The organism is Streptomyces sp. NBC_00829 (genome assembly GCF_045161795.1).
Classification (GTDB): Bacteria; Actinomycetota; Actinomycetes; order Streptomycetales; family Streptomycetaceae; genus Streptomyces.
Map to the genome: position 1 here is coordinate 7,899,338 of NZ_CP108867.1, position 19,138 is coordinate 7,918,475.

General features: G+C 69.5%; 14 protein-coding genes. 6 read left to right on the top strand and 8 right to left on the bottom strand.

What is annotated here, in order from left to right:
- Nucleotides 1-128 precede the first annotated feature (128 nt).
- The 7 genes from OG293_RS35295 to OG293_RS35325 form a co-directional block, all read right to left on the bottom strand.
- A complete protein-coding gene (locus OG293_RS35295; protein ID WP_406002818.1) occupies nt 129-4,550 on the bottom strand; it encodes a ThuA domain-containing protein in 4,422 nt (1,473 codons plus the stop codon).
- A 59-nt stretch (nt 4,551-4,609) separates the two neighbouring features.
- Nucleotides 4,610-5,470, bottom strand: a complete 861-nt coding sequence (locus OG293_RS35300; protein WP_406002819.1) for a sugar phosphate isomerase/epimerase family protein — start codon at nt 5,468-5,470, stop codon at nt 4,610-4,612.
- 17 nt (nt 5,471-5,487) lie between these two features.
- Nucleotides 5,488-6,672, bottom strand: a complete 1,185-nt coding sequence (locus OG293_RS35305; protein WP_406002820.1) for a substrate-binding domain-containing protein — start codon at nt 6,670-6,672, stop codon at nt 5,488-5,490.
- Between the two features lie 166 nt (nt 6,673-6,838).
- The gene (locus OG293_RS35310; protein ID WP_406002821.1) at nt 6,839-7,843 is read right to left on the bottom strand and encodes an ABC transporter permease; all 1,005 of its coding nucleotides are present in this window, start codon (nt 7,841-7,843) and stop codon (nt 6,839-6,841) included.
- Complete coding sequence (locus tag OG293_RS35315; protein WP_406002822.1) at nt 7,843-8,859, bottom strand: ABC transporter permease; 1,017 nt, start codon at nt 8,857-8,859, stop codon at nt 7,843-7,845. Before OG293_RS35315 ends, OG293_RS35310 begins: the two co-directional genes overlap by 1 nt.
- A complete protein-coding gene (locus OG293_RS35320; protein ID WP_406003812.1) occupies nt 8,856-10,337 on the bottom strand; it encodes a sugar ABC transporter ATP-binding protein in 1,482 nt (493 codons plus the stop codon). The genes OG293_RS35315 and OG293_RS35320 overlap by 4 nt, the downstream gene beginning before the upstream one ends.
- Before the next feature lie 11 nt (nt 10,338-10,348).
- Nucleotides 10,349-11,482 (bottom strand): Gfo/Idh/MocA family protein, encoded by a 1,134-nt coding sequence (locus tag OG293_RS35325; RefSeq protein WP_406002823.1) that lies wholly within the window; start codon nt 11,480-11,482, stop codon nt 10,349-10,351.
- 123 nt (nt 11,483-11,605) lie between these two features.
- Between OG293_RS35325 and OG293_RS35330 the strand changes: the two genes are divergently transcribed.
- Nucleotides 11,606-12,793 carry an ROK family protein gene (locus OG293_RS35330; protein WP_406002824.1) on the top strand — a complete coding sequence of 396 codons (1,188 nt, stop codon included), beginning with the start codon at nt 11,606-11,608 and terminating at the stop codon, nt 12,791-12,793.
- 157 nt (nt 12,794-12,950) lie between these two features.
- Nucleotides 12,951-14,486, top strand: a complete 1,536-nt coding sequence (locus tag OG293_RS35335) for a S8 family serine peptidase (protein WP_406002825.1) — start codon at nt 12,951-12,953, stop codon at nt 14,484-14,486.
- Nucleotides 14,487-14,942: 456 nt separating this feature from the next.
- On the opposite strand, the gene OG293_RS35340 is transcribed toward OG293_RS35335, so the two are convergent.
- Nucleotides 14,943-15,800 (bottom strand): peptidoglycan-binding protein, encoded by an 858-nt coding sequence (locus OG293_RS35340; protein ID WP_406002826.1) that lies wholly within the window; start codon nt 15,798-15,800, stop codon nt 14,943-14,945.
- A gap of 800 nt (nt 15,801-16,600) precedes the next feature.
- On the opposite strand from OG293_RS35340, the gene OG293_RS35345 reads away from it, so the two are divergent.
- From OG293_RS35345 to OG293_RS35360, 4 genes are read left to right on the top strand one after another with little or no spacing between them, the layout of a single operon-like run.
- Nucleotides 16,601-17,410, top strand: a complete 810-nt coding sequence (locus OG293_RS35345) for an aminotransferase class III-fold pyridoxal phosphate-dependent enzyme (RefSeq protein WP_406002827.1) — start codon at nt 16,601-16,603, stop codon at nt 17,408-17,410.
- A 39-nt stretch (nt 17,411-17,449) separates the two neighbouring features.
- Nucleotides 17,450-17,887, top strand: a complete 438-nt coding sequence (locus OG293_RS35350) for a hypothetical protein (RefSeq protein WP_406002828.1) — start codon at nt 17,450-17,452, stop codon at nt 17,885-17,887.
- Nucleotides 17,884-18,903 carry an NAD(P)H-dependent flavin oxidoreductase gene (locus OG293_RS35355; protein ID WP_406002829.1) on the top strand — a complete coding sequence of 340 codons (1,020 nt, stop codon included), beginning with the start codon at nt 17,884-17,886 and terminating at the stop codon, nt 18,901-18,903. The genes OG293_RS35350 and OG293_RS35355 overlap by 4 nt, the downstream gene beginning before the upstream one ends.
- Nucleotides 18,879-19,127: an acyl carrier protein gene (locus tag OG293_RS35360; protein WP_406002830.1), complete on the top strand. Its 249-nt coding sequence runs from the start codon at nt 18,879-18,881 to the stop codon at nt 19,125-19,127. Before OG293_RS35355 ends, OG293_RS35360 begins: the two co-directional genes overlap by 25 nt.
- Nucleotides 19,128-19,138 lie beyond the last annotated feature (11 nt).

Consider the following 19,138-nt stretch of genomic DNA (forward strand, 5'->3'; position numbering starts at 1 on the left):
GTGACTCCGTGGAGCGCCGGGGCGCCGTCGGAACGGCGCCCCGGCAGGCGGGGAGCGATCGGGCAACCGCGCCCCGCCGTTCCCGTGCGCGGCGGGGGCTGTCCACGCACGGGGTCTCGGGTGGTGTCCTACGCCGGGCTAACGGTCCAGCGCTGTGCGGGGACACCCCGGTTGGGCTGCTGGACCAGCTGGTGCCGGGACCCGGAGACAGCCACCGCGCGACCTCCGGCGGAGACCAGCGCGTACCCTCCCTCCGGAGCCCGGACCACCCGGAACTTCTGAGCGCATACCGCTTGGCAGTTGCGCTGGACGATCGCGGCGCCGCCAGCCGTCACCTTCCCCCGGACCTGGAGACACTGGGAGCCGGACACGCTCTTGATGCCGTAGCTGCCGTCAGAATTGCGGGTGAAGACGAACCTCTGCCTGTCGGTGGCCTTCACCGGGGCGACGCCCAGCTGTCTGTCCCAGCCGACCGCGGTGACAGCACCACCGTCGCTCCGGCTCAGGATCTTGTAGACGCCACCGGAGGTGACCGGGTCGGCGAGCTTCTCGCCGGCGAGCCGGAACCAGTCGAAGTCGACCGTGATCGGCCCCTTCGTCTGCTGCGGCCCGATGGCCATCAGACCGAACCGCGGCGCGGGCACCTCGTTGGTCACGGTGCCGAGCGACGTCCAGTTGGTTCCTCCGTCGCTGATCTCTCCCGTGTAGGTGTTCCCCGACTTGGTGAGCCGCAAATGCCACCAGCCGTTCTCGGGAAGGGTGACGGCGCTTGAGCGGTTGCCGCCCTGCCCGAACACCCCGGCGTTCTCGGCGACGAGTTCCGCTTTCAGCGACGGAGTCGAGCCTGGTGCGTTGACGGCGACCACGTCGAACTTCACGTAGTCGTCATCCGTGCCATGGACCAGGATGCCGGCGAGCTGGTACCGCTCTTTCAGGCCGCCGCGCATGCGTGTCTCGACGACCCAGTCGCCGTTCGGCGCGTTCTGCAGGACAAGGTTCTCCGGGTTGTCGTTCGCGGCGCCGTTGATGTCGCCCGGCTCGGTGTCGATGCTGAGCGCGCCGTCGGCCATCCGGATCGAGTTCACGTCGGGACGGACGACCGCGTCCCAGCGGCAGCCGTCCAGCCGGTCGCCGGTGAACTCGTCGCCGACCGACTCCGTGGGATCCGGTGCGGTACAAGTGATCGGCGGCATCGGTGCCTGACGCACGACCACCTTGGCCGACGCCTTCTTGGACCGGCCGGCCGAGTCGGTGACGGTGACCGTGGCGGTGTAGGTGCCCGGCTTGGCGTAGGTGTGGGACGGCTTGGCACCGGTGCCGGAGGTCGTGTCGCCGAACGTCCACGCGTAGGTGAACGGGGTGTTGTTCTCCGGGTCCGTGGCGGTCGCGGTGAAGCTCACCGCCAGGGGCGCGGATCCGGAGGCCGGGGCGGGGGCCACGGTGACATGCGGCGCGGCGTTGACCGAGACGCCCTTGCCGATGAAGTCGAACGAGTCCACGGTGAACTGGTTGTCCGCCGTGGTCCGGAAGACCGCGTAGAGCTTCATAGTGCCGCCGGGGTCGGTGACGTCCGCCTCGGGCAGTGGTGTGTAGGTGTCGAGTCCACCGGTGGCCTTGACCGGCAGGGTGGCGACCGGTTTTCCGGTCGGGGAGTCTTGACGGAGCTCAATGGATCCGCCGGCGGACGCGGCCGAGACCTGCGCGGTCACCTTGTCGATCTTCGTCAGGTTGACCGGGTCGAAGGCGATCCAGTCGCCGTTGCCGATCGCACCGACGCGCTTGCCGGTTTCGGCGCCCTCGTGGTTCTCCACGGTGACGCCGGAGGAGGCGGAGAAGAACTCCGCCTGCTTGTGCTTGGGCTGGATCACCGTGATGTCGCGGCCGGTGAGTGAGGGCTGCCCGTTCGCACCCTTGTCCGTGTAGCTGGCGTCGATCGAGTAGAAGATGTCGGCGTCGGCGTGGCCTTCGTCGAGCAGGGTGGTGAACTCACCCGAGCATGCCTTGATCGGATCGATCGGGTGGGCGTGCGCGTCGTGTCCGAGGGCGGGCTGCACGGTCGCCCGGGAGCAGTCGGCCGCGCCGTCCTCGGGGTCGGAGATGTCCAGGTCGAACGCGACCTTGTCGCCGAAGTCGAAGAACCCCCCATGGGCCGGGGTCCTGGTGGTCACCTGCGGCGCGGTGTTGCCCACGGTCACGCTCACGTTGGCGATACCGGCCTTCTTCGACGCATCGCGGACGGTCAGCTGAACGTTGCGGACACCGTTCCCCACGAACGGGTGGGAGGGGTTGGCCTCGGTGGACGTCTGGCCGTCGCCGAAGTCCCACTCGTAGGTGACCGCCCCGCCCTCCGGATCGGTGGAACCGGCGCTGGAGAAGGCGACGTTGAGCGGGGCCTGGCCGGACGACGGGGTCGCCGTGGCCTTGGCCACCGGGCGGCGGTTGCCCTGGGTGTAGTCGATCCGGTAGACACCCGAGTCGGGATTGTCCCGGCCGAAGCCCCCGCCCCACTCCACGAGGTAGAGCGCGCCGTCGGGGCCGAACTTCATGTCCATCGGAGCGAGCGTCTTCATGCCGGCGAACCAGGGGTCGATCTTGAGGAGCTTGCCCTCGTCGTCCTGGGAGAAGGTCCAGATCCGGTTGCGGGACCAGTCGGCGAAGAACGGCTTGCCGTCGTAGAACGCGGGGAACTTGACATCGGACTTCAGGTCCGGGTCGTACTCGTAGCGCGGGCCGGCCATGGGCGCCTCGCCACCGCCGCCCATCTCCGGGAAGGAGTTGCCCTTGCTGCCGTTGCCGTACCAGACGTCAGCGGGCTTCGAGGCAGGGAGCTCGGACAGGCCGGTGTTGTTGGGTGAGTTGTTCACCGGCTTCGCACAGTCGAACGCGGCACCCGAGGTGTTCGTCGCGAAGTCGAAGTCATTGAACGCGATGTTGTTGCCGACGCAGTAGGGCCAGCCGTAGTTGCCCGGAGCGTTGATGACGTTCCACTCGACGAGACCGGCCGGGCCCCGCGAAGGGTTGTCGCTGCCGGCGTCGGGGCCGTAGTCGGCCAGGTACAGGGTGCCGTCGGAGGCCACGTTGAACCGGAACGGGTTGCGGAAGCCCATCGCGTATATCTCGGGCCTCGTCTTGGCCGTTCCGGGCGCGAACATGTTGCCCTGGGGGATGGAGTAGGTGCCGTTGGGCTGGGGATGGATCCTGAGGATCTTGCCGCGCAGGTCGTTGGTGTTGGCCGAGGTCTTCTGGGCGTCGAACAGGTCCCGGCCGCCGCGCTCGTCGATCGGCGCGTACCCGCTGGACTGGAACGGGTTGGTGTCGTCACCGACGCCGATGTAGAGGTTGCCGTTCGGTCCGAACTCAAGATAGCCACCGGTGTGTCCGGGCTCTTCGCGCCGGGAGGCGGGCACTTCGAGGACGTTGACCTCGGAGGCGGGATCGATCACCTTGCCGGTCACCGTGAAGCGGGACAGGCGGTTGACCTCCTTGGTCCCGGGCGGCGAGTAGTAGACGAAGAGATGCTTGTCCCTCGCGAAGTCCGGGGAGAGCGCGAGGGAGATCAGTCCGTCCTCGCCGCCGGAGTACACGGGCTTGGAGAGGGCCGTGCCGGTGGTCCCGGTCGCGGGGTCGAAGACCTTGATCTCGCCGAGCAGTTCGGTGTAGAAGACCTTGCCGTCGGGAGCAATGTCCAGCGACGTCGGGGCCTTGGTGCTGTCGTCCAGCGTCACCTTCTCGAAGCTGGAGTCGACGGTGGCGGCGCAGTCCGCGGGCACGGCCTTCGCGGCGGTCCTGATCCCGCCGAGCACATGCTTGACGAAGTTCGGCTCGGAGTAGTCGGCGATGTTATGGCCCATGGCCGTGGCCCACACCCGGCCGCCCTCGGCGTCCCGGCACCAGGAGATGGGGTGATCGGTGCCCATTTTCGACGGCCCCGGGTTGTACGTGGACTCGTCGACCTCGACCAGGGGATGGATCTTGCCGCGCATCCCGGGAGTGAAGTTGTACCACTCCTCCTGGCGCTGCCAGCGGTCCGGCAGGTGCTTGGTGGACTCGTGAGCTTCGTCGATCTGGTAGGCGGTGCCCTTCTCGCCGTTGGCGGAGTGGGCGGTCATGTGCACGCCGCCGTTGACGAAATCGTCCCACCAGGGGAACGACGACTCGATGCCCATGTCCGTGGCGTTGTGGATCGCGACGATGCCGCCGCCGTTACCCGCGTACTTCTTCACGGCGTTGCGCTGCGCGTCGTTGTCCCAGACCATGCCGCCGTTCTGCAGCATGATCACGACATCGAACCGCTTCAGGTCGGCGTCGTTGAAGATGGCCGAGTCGTTGGACTTCTCGACCGCGAAGTGGTTCTCCGCGCCGAGCTTCTCGACCATGGCGATGCCGGCGGGTATGGAGTCGTGTCGATAGGCGCCGGCGGCTACTTCGGTGAACAGCAGCGCCCGGAACTCGTCGTGGGCGGCTGCGGGTGTGGGCGTCAGGCCCACGAGAACGGCGCCGGCCACGGCCGTACCCATGGCCGTGCGGCAGGACAGTCTTCGGGTTCTCATCACTCTCTTTCCTCCTGGTAGGAAGATGTCGCGGCGTGTCGGCGCCGGCCTGTACGTACTCAGCCTCTTGCGGCGATCACCCCCCGCAGGAAGGCCAGTCCTTCGGCGGCAAGCGCGTCCGGGCTGGAGGCGAGTGGCCGCCAGATGGAGGCGGCGGTCGCGATGCTGGCGTTCTCGGCGGTGAACGACTCGATGCACAGCGGCCCCGAGTACTGTGCGTCGGCCAGCGCGCCGAGCAGCGCCTCCCAGTCGATGTGGTCGGCGCCGGGGGCGCCGCGGTCGTTCCCGCAGACCTGGACGTGGGCGATCCGGCCGCGGGCCGAGCGGACCGCTGACGCGATGTCGCGTTCCTCGATGTTCTGGTGGTAGACGTCGAGCGCGATGCCGCAGCCGTCCGCCGGAAGGCCCTCGATGGCCTCCAGCGTCTGCGCGACGGTGTTGAGCAGGCTGGTCTCGTAGCGGTTCAGCGGCTCCAGCGCCACCATCACCCCGGCCGCCCGCGCGTGCTCGACGACCGGGCCGAGCGCGTCGCGCAACTCCTCGTAGCAGGAACGGCGTTCGCCCGGGGACATCCGCCAGGTCCGGCCGACCGACGCGTACGCCGGCCCGGCGATCACCGGCGAACCGACCTGCGCGGCGACGTCCACGACGTGCCGCAGATAGTCCTGGGTGGCGGCCGCGGTTTCCGGTGAGGTCCGGACGAGTTCACGTCCGGGCGGCATCACCAGGCACACGCTGGCGCCGAGGCCGTGGCCGCGGAGGACCTCCGCGGCCACGGCGGGATCCCAGTCGCCCGGGTTCTCCACCGGCAATTCGAGTACGTCGAAGCCGGCTTCGGCTGCCGTGGCGGCGAGTTGGACGACCTTCGCATCGTCGAGCGGGGAGGTCCATACCCAGGTGTTCACACCGACGGTGTGCACGGCGCTCCTTGTCTCCGTCACTTCCAGGGAGCCGGGTAACCCGGCATGGTCTCGCATCCGCACATCGCGTAGTGCAGGGGCGGCAGGTCCTTCTGGACGTACCGGTTCACCGTGTCGGCGCCGATCGACGACTGCGGCAGCACCCACTCCTTGGGCACCTCCTTACCGCCGAGGATCCGCAGCGCGGCGATCACCGGCGTACGCCACTGGTAGGTCGGGTACGTGGGAGCGATGGCGGTCAGCTTCTCGTCCGCCCAGATCCGCAGGAAGTCCTGCTGGTCCTCACCGACGATCGCCGGCACCTTTCCGCCGGCGTCCTGAAATGCCTCGACGGCGGCGACCGAGGTCGCGCCCGCGTCCATCCAGACGCCGTCGATGGTGCCCTCGCGCTGGATGTAGTCGGTGACGATGCTCTTGGTCTTGGCCGCGTCGCCGTCGGTGAACTTCACTCCCACGACCTTCAGTCCGCTGTCGCCGAAGATCTTGTTGGCGGCTGCCCAGCGCTGTTCGAGCACGTCGACACCCGGCAGGATGCGCAGTGCGAGGATCTTTCCGCCCGGCTTCACCTTCTCCTTGAGGAAGTCGGCGCCCTCCGCGCCGAAGGCGAACCCGCCGATGGGGTGGATGAACGTGACCGGGCAGTCGGTCTTCACCCCGCGGTCGAAGACGATCACCGGGATGTCGGACTTGCAGGCCGCTTCGACCGCCGGGGTCAGGGTGGCGGTGGTGTTGGGCGACACGATCAGCGCGCTGCAGTTCTTCGAGGCGAACGACTGGATGTCACTGATCTGTTTGTCGTCCTTGGCCTCCGCGTCCAGCACGGTGAACCTGGCGATCTCCGGGTGCAGCTTGACCTCCTGCTGCATCGTCTTGAACCCGACCTGACGCCAGGGGTTGTCGACCGCCGCGTTGGAGAAGCACAGGTGGTACTTGCCGCCCGGCTTGGCGTACTTGGCGGTGTCCGCCATCTCGGGGGCGAGCATCTGCTCCCACGGTCTGCCTTCGGGGCCTTGCGGGGTGGTGGTGCGGAACGCGAGCTGCCGGTCGTACTCGGCCTGGTCGAAGAACTCCGACTTCGACGCGGCGTCACCGGGCTTCGAGGACGCGCTTCCGACGGCCTTGTCCTCGTCGGGCAGGTCGCTGGAGCACCCCGCCAGGGCGAGCACGCCCACAGCAGCCGCGGCGGACCATCTTCGGTTCATGTCGTTCTCCTTGTTGCAGCGGGTTGAGTCACCGCGAGCGCGGAACACAGCGGGTGGGAGCAGGCGTGCGGGCGCAGCCGGACGGGCGGCGGGCGCGCACGGGCTGAGCCGGAGCTAGGTCAGGGACGGGCTAGGTCAAGGACGGGCGAGCCCAGGGACGGTGGTGTCACTGAGGAGCGGGTGACGCGCTCGCGGCGCCGCCCCGTCCCCGCAGTCGCAGGCCGGAGCCGAGTGACGCATAGGCGACGGCGAGGATGATGATCACGCCCTGCACGGCGGACTCCAGCGAACCGGAAACCCCCAGCAGGTTGAGCAACGAGAAGAGCGCTTCGAGGGACAGCGCGCCGGCGGCCGCCGCGACCACGGATCCCCGGCCGCCCCCGAGCAGGACACCGCCGAGCACGACCGCGGTGATCGCCCGGAACTCCAAGCCCTGGCCGACCTGGGCCGACACACCGGCGAACCCCCCGAGCACCATGGCGGCGACCGCGGCGAGCACACCGGACAGCACGAACGCGAGGAGCTTCAGCAGCGCCACACGGCCACCGGCCAGGTGCACCGCCGCCTCGTTGTCCCCGATGGCGACCAGGGTGCGACCGGTGCCGCTGCGCATGAACACCACCGCGCCGACGAGGATCGCCAGCAGCAGGACCACCGACCAGGGCAGCGTGCCGATGAGCGGCAGATCGGCGCCCTTGCGGCCGAGCGTCCTGAATGCCTCCGACAGCGCGCCGCGCGGGGCGCCGCCGGACCACAGGAAGACAGCTCCGTCGAGTACCAGGAGCATGCCCAGGGTGACGATGAACGAGGGAACCAGCAGCCGAGTCGTGATCAGGCCGTTGACCAGACCGACAAGTGCGCCGAGGCCGACCAGCAGCAGCATCACCCAGACCGTCGCCGACTCCTGACCATCGATCAGCCGGGCAGCGATCACCACCTCGGCGGTGACCAGTGAACCGACGGACAGGTCGAAACCGCCGGAGACGATCACGAAGTACTGGCCGATCGCGAGGATCACCAGGGGCGCGGCACGCTTGATCAGCGCGAGCCACCCGGCGGGCTCGGAGTAGGCGGGGCCCGCCCATGCGAGGGCGACGAGCAGGACGGCGAGCACGACGAGAACCGGCGCCGTGCCGGGGTCGAGGCGGGGCCTCCAGGTCGTGGGCGCCATCACATCGTCCTCCTGGACATCCGGCGGCGGGTGTAGAGCGCCACCGCGACGATCAGGACCGCACCGCGGACGACGTCCTTGAAGAACGGGTCGACGGAGAGGTCGTCGAAGACGGTGTCCAGGGTCGCCAGGATGAAGACACCGCCGATGGTGCCGATCACGCCGCCACGGCCGCCGGCGAGCAGGGTGCCGCCGAGCACGACGGCCGCGATGGACTCCAGGTCGTAGCCGGCGTCGGTGCCCACGTACGGCGCCCCGGAGCCGAGCCGGCTCGCCAGGAACACCCCGGCGAGACCGGCCGTCACCGCGCACAGCACGTGAGCGGTGACGATGGTGCGCCGGGTGCGCACTCCGGACAGCCGGGCGACGTCGATGTCGCCGCCCACCGCGTACATGTGGTAGCCGCCCCGGGTGCGGGAGAGGTACCACCAGGCGAGACCGGCGATCGTGAGCATGATGACGGCCGACAGCGGAACGGGCCCGATGCGGCTGAAGCCCAGGTGCTGGAAGGCGCGTGGCACACTGCCGGCGGGCCCTGTGTAGGTGTCCTCCAGGTAGCCGCGCAGGATGAGCGCGACGCCGAGGGTGGCGATGAAGGGGTTGGCCCGCAGGACGGTGATGACCAGTCCGTTGACGAGACCGACCACAGCGGCGACGGCCAGCGCGAGGAGCACGCCGGACACCATCATCCCCTCGCGGCCGGCCATCGTCTCGGCCGTGACGAGGGAGCACAGTCCCACGACGTAGGCCACGGACAGGTCGAGCGATCCCGTGACGACGACCATGGTCTGGCCGATGGCGACGAGCCCGAGCACGGTGCTGCGGGTGAGGATGTTCTGCACGCCGCCCTGGTCGAGCAGGACGCCGCCCCGTATCCCCACGAGGACGCTGCCGGCGAGCAGTAGCGCCACCAGGGCGACGTAGACGGTGACCGTGGGGGTGAGCGACAGCCGCCCGGTACTCCTCGGCGCCGCAGGCACCGCCGTGGCGGTGGCCGGTTCCCTGAGGATGCTCACGCCGCCTCACCGGTCCCGTGACCGGTGGCGAGGGCCATGACGGCCTCCTCGCTCGCGCCGGCGGTCAGTTCACCCACGAGCGCTCCCTCGTGCATCACGAGTATGCGGTCGCTCATGCCGATCAGCTCCGGCAGTTCCGAAGAGATCATCAAGATCGCCACTCCCGCCTCGGCGAGGCCCCGAAGGAGGGCATGGACTGTCTGCTTGGCGCCGACATCGATACCGCGTGTCGGCTCGTCGACGATCAGCACCCGGGGGGAGACCGCCAGCCATTTGGCGAGCACCACCTTCTGCTGATTGCCGCCGGAGAGGAGGCGCACCTCCTGGTGTTCGCCGCGGGCGACCACGGTCACCGATCGCAGGAGTTCAGGGAGATCCTTGCGGGCCCTGGACGGGCCGCCGCTCAGCGCGGCCCGGCGCACCATCAGCGTGTTGTCGCGGACGGACTGGCGCAGGGCGAGGCCTTGGCTCTTGCGGTCCTCTGTGACGAAGGCGATGCGGTGGCGGACGGCGGCGCGGGGACTGCGGATGCGCAGCGGACGGCCGTCCACGGTGAGCGTGCCCCGGGTGAGCGGCTCGACCCCCCAGATGGCACGGGCCACGGCGGAACGTCCGGATCCCTGGAGCCCGGCCAGGCCGACGATCTCGCCCGCCCGGAGCATCATGTCCAGCCCGCGCACCCGGTCGTTGGCCCCGTCGCGCAGGGCGAGACGCACGTCGCCGAGGTCGACGGGGTCGGCACGGGCCGGGTACAGCGCGTCGAGCGGACGGCCGACCATGTGCCGGACCACCTGCTCGGGGGTGATGTCGCCGGCCGGAGCCGTGGTCACGAACGCGCCGTCCTTGAGCACGGTGATGCGCTGGCTGAGGTCGTATACCTCACGCATCCGGTGTGAGACGTAGAGGATGGCGATGCCGCGTTCGCGCAGCCGACGGACGAGGTCGTAGAGCAGCTCGACCTCGTGGTCGGCGAGTGCGGCCGTGGGCTCGTCCATCGCGATGACCCGGGCGTCGGTGGACAGTGCCTTGAGGATCTCGACAACCTGCTGCTGGGCGACGGGCAGGTGACCGACCGGGGCGTCGGGGCTGATGCCCTCCTCGCCCAGCCATTCGAGCAGGGCGGCGGTGTCCGCGGTCATCTTCCTCCGGTCGACGTGGCCGCGCCGGACCGGTTCGCGGCCCAGGTAGACGTTCTCCGCGACGCTCCGGTACGGAAGGAGGTTGAACTCCTGGTGGATGATGGCGATTCCGGCGCGCTGCGCGTCGAGGGGAACCGCGAACGTCACTTCCCTGCCGTCCAGTTCGATGACGCCGCCGTCGGGCCTGTGCACGCCGGCGAGCACTTTGAGCAGGGTGGACTTGCCCGCGCCGTTCTCTCCCATGAGGGCGTGGACCTCGCCGGCCCGCAGTTCGAGGTCGACGCCGCGCAGGACCGGTACGCCGAGGAAGCTCTTGGTGATGCCGGTCAGCCTCACCACGGGGTGCCCGGTCACGTGGCCACCTCCGTCCAGGTTCCGTCGTCCGCGGCGGACTTCAGCACGGCCTCGGTGATCCGCGCGGCGCGCAGGCCGTCGGCGAAGGTGGGGAGTCCATCGGGAGCGCCCTCGCCGCGCACCGCGCGGTAGGTGTCGGCGGTGAACGCGTCGAAGCAGTCCTGGTAGCCCTGGGCATGGCCGGCGGGGAGCCGGGCGTAGCGGGCTGCCGGGGCGGACATGGCCGCCGGGTCGCGCACGAGGATCTGGCTGCCCTCCCGTCGTCCGATCCAGAGCCGCTCGGGGTCCTCCTGGTCGAAGACGAAGCTGGCGTCCGTGCCGGAGATCTCCATCTGGAGCCGGTTCTTGCGGCCGGCGGCGACCTGGGACACGACCAGGGTCCCCACGCGTCCCGCGGCGGTCCGGAACTGCACGGACGCCACGTCCTCGGTCGCCGTGTCCGATCCTCGGGCGGCACGCTCATGGACGACCGAGGTCTGCGCGGACAGCCGTACGATGCGATCGCCGGAGACGAACTCGAACAGGTCGCACCAGTGTGATCCGATGTCGGCGAACGCCCGGGAGGGGCCGCCCGCCGCGGAGTCGACGCGCCAGTCGTGGTCGGTGCGCCGGGAGAGCCAGTCCTGGAGGTAGCTGCCGTTGACCGTGGAGATGATCCCGGCCTCCGCCTGGGCGAGTCGGTCGCGCATCTCCCGCACCATCGGGTGGAAGCGGTATACGAACGGAACCGTGCCCACGCGTCCGGCAGCGGCGGCCGCGTCGTTCAGCGCGGTGGCCTGCTCGACCGAGGTGGCCAGCGGCTTCTCGCACACGACATGGAGTCCGGCGGACAGCGCCGCGTGCGCGGCCTCGGCGTGCAGAGAGTTGGGCGTGCATATGTGAACCACGTCCACCGAGGCGTGGGCGAGCAGGTCGTCGAGGTCGCGGTATCCGCGTTCGGCGCCGATGCTGCGGGCCGCGGTATCCGCCCGCTCGGGGCTGCCGGCCGTGGCCGCGACCACCCGGGCGCCTGCCCGTCTGGCCGACTCGGCGTGGATGCGGCCCATGAATCCGGCGCCGACCACCGCTGCGCGCAGGGTGGGGGACGCGGTTAATTCTCCGGCCTCGTAAGTGAGGTGAGTCACCGTCATGTCCCGCAAGGTAGGGAGAACTATTGGCAACTGTCAATCAAAAGTTCGGACTTCTTCTGCAGAAGTCAGCTCCCTTGGCGGCAGAACGCTCGTGCCTTCCGTCGGGTCTGGTTCAATTGGCTGATGCACGCAGATGTCCCGGCGTCGAACGCCGCACCCCTGAGCGAGCTGCTCCGTCTCTTCCGTGACGGACGGCCCCGCACCCGTGCCGAGCTCACGGCCGAAACCGGCCTGGCCCGCTCCACGGTGCGCAGCCGCCTGGACGCCCTCCTGGACGCCGGGCTGGTCCACAGCGCCGGAAGCGGAGCGTCCACCGGCGGACGCCCCGCGGGGCGCTTTGTGTTCAACGCCCGCGCACGCGTGGCTCTCGCCGCCGACGTGGGCGCCACCCATGCCACGCTGACGGCCACCGACCTCACCGGTTCCCCCTTCGCCACCAGCAGCCTGACGCTGGACATCAGCGAGGGTCCTGAGCCGGTGCTGAAGCAACTCGTCGCCACATGGCGCCGGTTGCTGGCGGATGCGGATCTGGAGTCCGCGCCGCTGGCGGGCATCGGCGTCGGTCTCCCCGGCCCCGTCGAACACTCCACGGGCAAGCTGCAGAACCCGCCGATCATGCCCGGATGGGACGGCTACGACGTGACCGAGCGCCTCGCCGCCGACTTCGGTGTGCCGGTCCTCGTCGACAACGAGGTCAACCTCATGGCGTTGGGCGAGCACACCACGCGCTTCCCGGACACCGACAACCTCATCCTGGTCAAGGTGGCCACCGGCATCGGCGCGGGCATCATCAGCAACGGCAGTCTGCACCGCGGCGCGGTCGGCGCCGCCGGCGACATGGGCCACATCCTCGCCCCCCAGGGCGGCGAGGCACCGTGCCGGTGCGGCAACACCGGCTGCCTGGAGGCCGTCGCCAGCGGTGCGGCCATCGCTGCCGCCCTGCGCAAGCAGGGCTTGGAGGCGCACAGCAGCTCCGATGTCGTCTCCCTGCTGCGCGGAGGCAATGTGATCGCCGCCCAGGCGGTCCGCCAGGCCGGCCGCGACATCGGTGAGGTACTCGCCGGCTGCGTCAGCATGCTGAACCCGTCGTTGATCGTCGTGGGCGGATCCCTCGCCCAGGCGGGCGAGATGCTCCTGGCCGGTGTGCGGGAGGCCATCTACCGGCGGTCTCTGCCGATGGCGACACAGCAGTTGGACATCGTCGCCTCCCGCGCGGGAGCCGCCGCCGGGATGCTCGGCGCCGCCGCCATGGTCGTCCAGCACGCCCTGTCCCCCTCCGTGCTGGACAGCGAACTCGCGCGGCCGGCCTGAGCGGTACCGACGCCTCGGGAATGCTCCGAGCCCGGCGGAACCGAACACGTCACTTGCTTCCGGCCGTTGAGCGCGGAGTTGATCGACGCTAGCTTTCTTCGGCGCGTACCCGCCGGTACACGATACGGGCGGTCCCACTGATGATGTGGAGTACTTCATGCCTCAGCTGCGCTCCAGACGCCTGCGTACCGTCCTCGCGGTTCCGGCCGGACTGGCTCTGACCGCGTCGCTCGGCTTTCTGCCGGGCGCCGCCGCCCAGGCCGCTGTGCAGGACACCCCTGCCTCCGTGGCCACGGACGGCCCCAAGCTCTCGTACGTGGTCAACACCAAAGCGAACCACGGCACCGTCAAGGCCGTTGAAAAGGCGATAGCCACAGCCGGCGGCACCGTGGTCATAGCCCACGAGAAGATCGGCGTCATCGTCGTCCACTCGACGAATCCCGACTTCGCCAAGCAGATACGCACGGTCAAGGGCGTGCAGAGCGCGGGAGCCACGCGTACCGCGGCACTTGCCCCCGCGACCACCACCGAAGTCGGCGCCCCGGAGTACGTGAACGGCGCCAAGGCCACGGCACGCACGTCCGCCGCCGGCGGTGCCGAACCGCTCGAAGCCGACCAGTGGGACCTGCGCGCCATCGGTGCGGACAAGGCCGCGAAGATCAACCCGGGCAGCAGGAACGTCACTGTCGCGGTGATCGACACCGGTGTCGACGACACCCACCCCGACCTTGCCGCGAACTTCTCCAGGAGCCAGTCGGCCAACTGCGTCGGCGGCGTCGCGGACACCAGCGAGGGCGCCTGGCGCCCGTACGACCCCGCGAACGACTACCACGGCACGCATGTCGCCGGCGAGATAGCCGCCGCACGCAACGGCATCGGCGTGGCCGGTGTGGCACCGGGTGTCACGGTCGCGTCGATCAAGGTGAGCGACCCGACGACCAGCCTCTTCTTCCCCGAGAGCGTCGTCTGCGCGTTCGTCTTCGCCGCCGATCACGGTGTCGAGATCACCAACAACAGCTACTACATCGACCCGTGGCTCTACAACTGCCTCGACGATCCGGACCAGAAGGCCATCGTCGACGCGGTCAACCGGGCCTCCCTGTATGCGCAGCGCAAGGGCACGCTGCACGTGGCGTCCGCGGGGAACTCCAACCACGACCTCGACTCCGACGCGATCGTCGACGACTCCAGCCCCGACGACACGACCCCGGTCCCGCGGACGGTCGACCCGCACAAGTGCTACGACATCCCGACCCAGCTGCCGGGTGTTGTCACGGTCTCCGCGACCGGCGTGCAGAACCTGAAGTCGTACTACTCCAGTTACGGACTCGGCGTCGTCGACGTCGCGGCCCCGGGCGGCGACAAGTACCAGATCCCGGACACCCCGTCGAAGAACGGCCGGATCCTGTCCACCATGCCCAACAACGAGTACGCGTACCTGCAGGGCACGTCGATGGCCGGCCCGCACGTGGCCGGTGTCGCGGCGCTCCTCAAGTCCACCCACCCGTGGGCCGGCCCGCTGGCACTGCAAGCGCTGCTCAAGGCCCAGGCGGACAACCCGGGGTGCCCGACCGGACTGTACGACCCCGACGGCAACGGCGTCGAGGACTCGACGTGCAAGGGCTCCAAGCGGTTCAATGGCTTCTACGGCCATGGCATCGTCAACGCGCTGGACGCCGTCGGCAGGCACTGAAACACACTGCCCTGGGGTACGCGCCCGCGTACCCCAGGGCAGCGGGCCGATCGGGCGACGTCAGTGGCCGTGGGTATCCTGCCCGGTAAGACGGCACGGACGGTCTCGCCGCCGTCCGGTGCGTGCGGCCCGGGAAGCCGCTCGTGGAGCAGCTGTGGAGCAGCCTGTGGTCTTCATGGGCTCCGAAGGCGAGTGCGGCGTAGCGCCGGGGACCTGTCGGGCTTCCTCTGGGTGTTGGCCGATGGAGGCGGGCCGACGGCCTCGGGCCGATGGAGGCGGTCTCGTACGACGACCGCGAGGCCCGGCCCGACGCGGCGCCGGTGGAGCTCGCCGAGCGTTATGCCGCCTTCCCGCGCCGGCCCGCCCGGGAGATCATCGCCGAGGCCCGGGGCGGAGTTCCCCGCCTTCGCCGAGGACATCGAGGCGCTCTGCCGCTGACGCCGGACGGAAGGGGCCTCACCCGGTCGGGAACGGCGGAGCGGTCCCACGCGGGCGGTAGGCGTGTCGTCCGGGCTTCGCCAGCCGGGTGGCGGATTCCAGCAATTGCCGGGTCTTCGGTCCGCACACTCCGGCAGGATCCTGGGTGATGCCGTTTCTGCGCTGGAATGCGGCGACCGCGCGGGTCAGTGATCTGTCGTAGACGCCCGTCGGTGTCACCCGCAGTCCCAGCAGCGTCAGGCGGATCTGCACATCTCTCACTTCCTGCCCCTGGTCCCCCCGGTTCAGTGTCCGGTGAACGGGCGCGGCCACGCCAGGTGCGGGGGCGGGCGGCTTCCTCGGAGCGGATCGGGGCGGCTGTACTGGTGTGGCTTTGGCCGACGGTCGCGCCCCGGTGACCTGTGCCGGCTGTGACGGCTCGTCCGACGTGGGCAGGTCGGCGGGCGGTCCCGAGGGTGCGCCGGACGGCTCCGGGGTGTGGGCTTGCGGCGCTGTGGCCTCTACGATGCCGGGCGGCAGCGGGTTCTCCCACTCGCCCATGGCGGTGTTCTCGCCAGGTGATCCCGTGAGCGTGTACGCCGTGAGCGACGCTGATGCCAGCGCGACGACGAAAGCGGTTCCGGCGAGAACCGGGCCCGTGCGGACCGGCGTTGCCCGGCGACGGTGCCTGCCTCGGGAGCGGGGCGTCCCTTGGTCACGCGCGCCGGACGACGGGTGGAGCAGGAGCCGTAGCGTGTCCGCGGAGCGGATGCGGAGCCTGAGAGTCGCCGTGGTCTCGCCGGGTGTCGGGTCCGACAGCTCGCCGACGACCGGCCGGGCGTCGGCCCGGTCCGTTGCCGGCACCTCGGCCTCGTACGGACGGATATAAGGGCGCACACGCGCGTCGAAATCCCCTTCGGCCCCGTCGCCGAACGGCCAGTGTTCCGTGGCCGCTTGAGCATGGCAGGCGCAGGACCAGTGAAGACCCCCGTACGCATCACGCTCCAGTCCACAGACCCGGCAGTGCTGAGAACCCACTTCCCTACCCTCTGTTCAGGCCCGTACGAGAACGGGCGGACCCACCTGGCCGTCTGCCGCGTCGGCGGATGTGGCTGGTCACCAGGAGTCCTTCGTGGGATGGCTCAACAGCGTTGACGGCGAAGACCGATGCCCACGTCGTTGTCCCCCGTGAATCGTCGCGCACATGGATGTGCTCTGGGAACACCCCGGCGGAGAATGCGTGGTGATGAGTATGACCCACAAAGCGGTCTGTCGGCAGGATTAAGGACGCGGCACTGGACTTCGCGCTGGGAACCCCTTCGGCCCGAAGCGCGACGGCCGGAGCGGAAACCCCCTCACAGCCCGGGAACGGCAAGTCGCCCGCCTCATCGCTGAACCGACGGCTCAGACGCGTCGTTCCCCGAAGGGAGTCCGTGCGCTAGCGTCGCCGGCGAACACAGCTCCGCCGCGAACGGCATCGGCAGCACGTCGGCTGCCGCACACCGATGGGGAGGCATCTGTGCGCGCTCTCGTCTATGTGGGTCCCGGGTCCGCCGAGCTTCAGGAGCGGCCCGCGCCACGGCTCGTACGTGGCGATGACGTGGTGGTGAAGATCGTCGGCACGGGCATTCGCGGGACGGACCGCAAGATTCTGCTCGGCCGCTTCCCGGCCCGGCCGGGTGTGGTGCTGGGGCATCGTGCTGATCTTCGACGAAATACAGACGGGCATCGGCCGGGTGGGCCGGATGTTCGCCGCGGAGCACTTCGACGTACGACCCGACATCCTGACGACGGCGAAGGGGCTCGGCGGATCGGGCGCACAGGTCGCGGCCATCGTCACCGACGAGCGGATGTCCGGACTGAGCAGCGACCACCACTCGTTCACCTACGGCGGCAACGTACTGGCGGCCGCGGCGGCGGCGACACTGGACGTCATCGCACGACCCGGCTTCCTGGTCAATGTCCGTGACGTCGGTGCCCACATCATGGGCCGGCTGCGGCAGTTGGCCGTCACCCACCCGTGCATCGTCGACGTCCGAGGGCTCGGACTGATGATCGGTATCGAGATCGGCGATGACGACGGCCGACCCAACAGTTCGCGCGCCCAGGCGCTGGCCGCGCGCGGCATGTCGCACGGCCTGATCCTTCGGACCTCCCGCTACGGCCGCGGCAACGTGGTCAAGATCCGGCCGCCGCTCGTCATCACCCGCGCCGAAGCCGACCTGCTCTGCGACCGGCTCGAAGCCCTGATGCCGACATCGGAAACCGGCTGCTCCGCGACGACCCCGCACTGCTGCCCGAGTTCGAGCGGGCGGGCACGGGCGGGTGCTCCACCTGTTCCCGTACGACATCGCCGCGGCCGTCTTCCTCGCCGAGAAAGCGGGAGCCGTCATCACCGACGCATACGGCAGGTCACTCGGGGACACGGTGCTGACGGATCTGAGCATCGACAACCAGCGCTCCTGCGTAGCGGCCTCGACGCCCGAACTCCACCGGGCACTGCTTGAGGCCATCCGATGGAGAACATGACACGAGGAGGGGCAGACGTGCGCTCTCTCGCACCCACCGGCACCGCCGAGTTCCCAACCCTGCTGGAGCGGCTCTCGGACAAGGCCACGGCGGAGTACTACAACCCGTACACCACCTTCGAGTGGCCGAAGACGATCCCCACGGGTGACTTCTGGAATGCCCGGCAGCCCGCCACCGACCCCTTCTTCCGCAAGGACGGCCCGCGTGCCGCCCTGCAACTGCTCGCGCCGGTCAAGGAGGAGTATGTCCACAACGACGGCACGGCGGTGGCGTCGATGAACCATCACCGCAACTTCTTCGGGGAACGCTGCGCGATCTCCTACGCGGGAAAGCCGGCCTTCACCGGCTGCGTCGCCTTCGGCCTGGAGCGATGGGTTCATGTACTCGCCGAGCGGTTCGACGGGGATCTCGAATCCGCGCGCAAGGCCGTACGGCGGGCGCGGGTACGGCCGTGAACCGGCTGCAGTCGAAACTGGGTCTCGAACTCCCCCTTCTGCAGGCGGGAATGGGTGGGATCGCCGGACCGGAATTGTGCGCGGCGGTCTCCCGGGCCGGAGCCGGCGGCGCCCTCGCGCTCCACAAGGAGCCGCCGGACCGGGTCCGGGACCTCGTGTCCCAGGTGACCGCCGCGACCTCACGCCCCTTCGGTGTGAACGTCATCCCGGAGGTGACCGGTCCCGCGGCCTGCCGTGCCCAAATCCGGGCAGCGCTCCAACGCCTGCCCAGGAACGGCTTCGTCACAAGCTTCGGACTGCCCGATGCCGAGGCGGCACGCGAGGTCGTGCGGGCGGGTCACGTCCTGGTGATCCAGGTGGGGACCGTCCGCGACGCCGACGAGGCGCTGCAACGGGGAGCCGGGGTACTGGTCGTCCAGGGCACCGAAGCCGGAGGCCATCTGCTCGGTGAGCTGCCCGCTGCCCGGCTGCTGCACGACGTCCGGACCCGGCACCCGGACACCGTGCTCGTCGTGGCCGGCGGTGTCGCGACCGGCGCCGATCTCGCGGGTGCCCTGAAGCGGGGAGCGCACGGAGCGATGGCCGGCACGCTGTTCATCCCCACATCGGAGTCCACCGCCCACCCGGACTACAAGCAGCGGGTCGTCGAGGCGACGTCCCACGACACCGTCGTCACCACGGTGTTCGACATCGGATGGCCCGCCCGACGGCACCGCGTGCTGCGCAATGTCCTGACGGAGGAAGCAGAGCGCCGCCCCACGACGTTCATCGCCACCACCATGGTGGGGGCACGAAACGTGCCTGTTCCCCGCTACAGCGCGTCGGTGCCGGCATCCGGAACGGTGGGCCGTGTCGAGGAGATGGCCATGTACTGCGGCTGTTCCTGTTCGAGGGTGCGAGGGCGGGACATGGCCGGCTCCGTCGTGGAGCGGTTCCGCCGGGAGTTCGAGGCGGCCCGGAGATTCCGTGTCCGAACCACGAAAGGTGTGTCATGGACCAGGCGCTCAAACCGGTGACCGGCTGGCTGCACACGCGAAGCCCCGGGATCGCCGCGATCCCGGCCGATCTCGACCTGATCGAGAACCGGATCGTCGATTCTCTCGGCTTCATGGAGTTCATCCTCCTGCTCGAAGACCTGGTCGGCCGCGAACTGCCTCTCGACCAGCTGGATGTGGACCACTTCCGCACCCTCCGGGCGGTCTTCGAGAGCTTTCTGTCCCCGCATGCCAGGCACCGCTAGGTCTTCTGTTT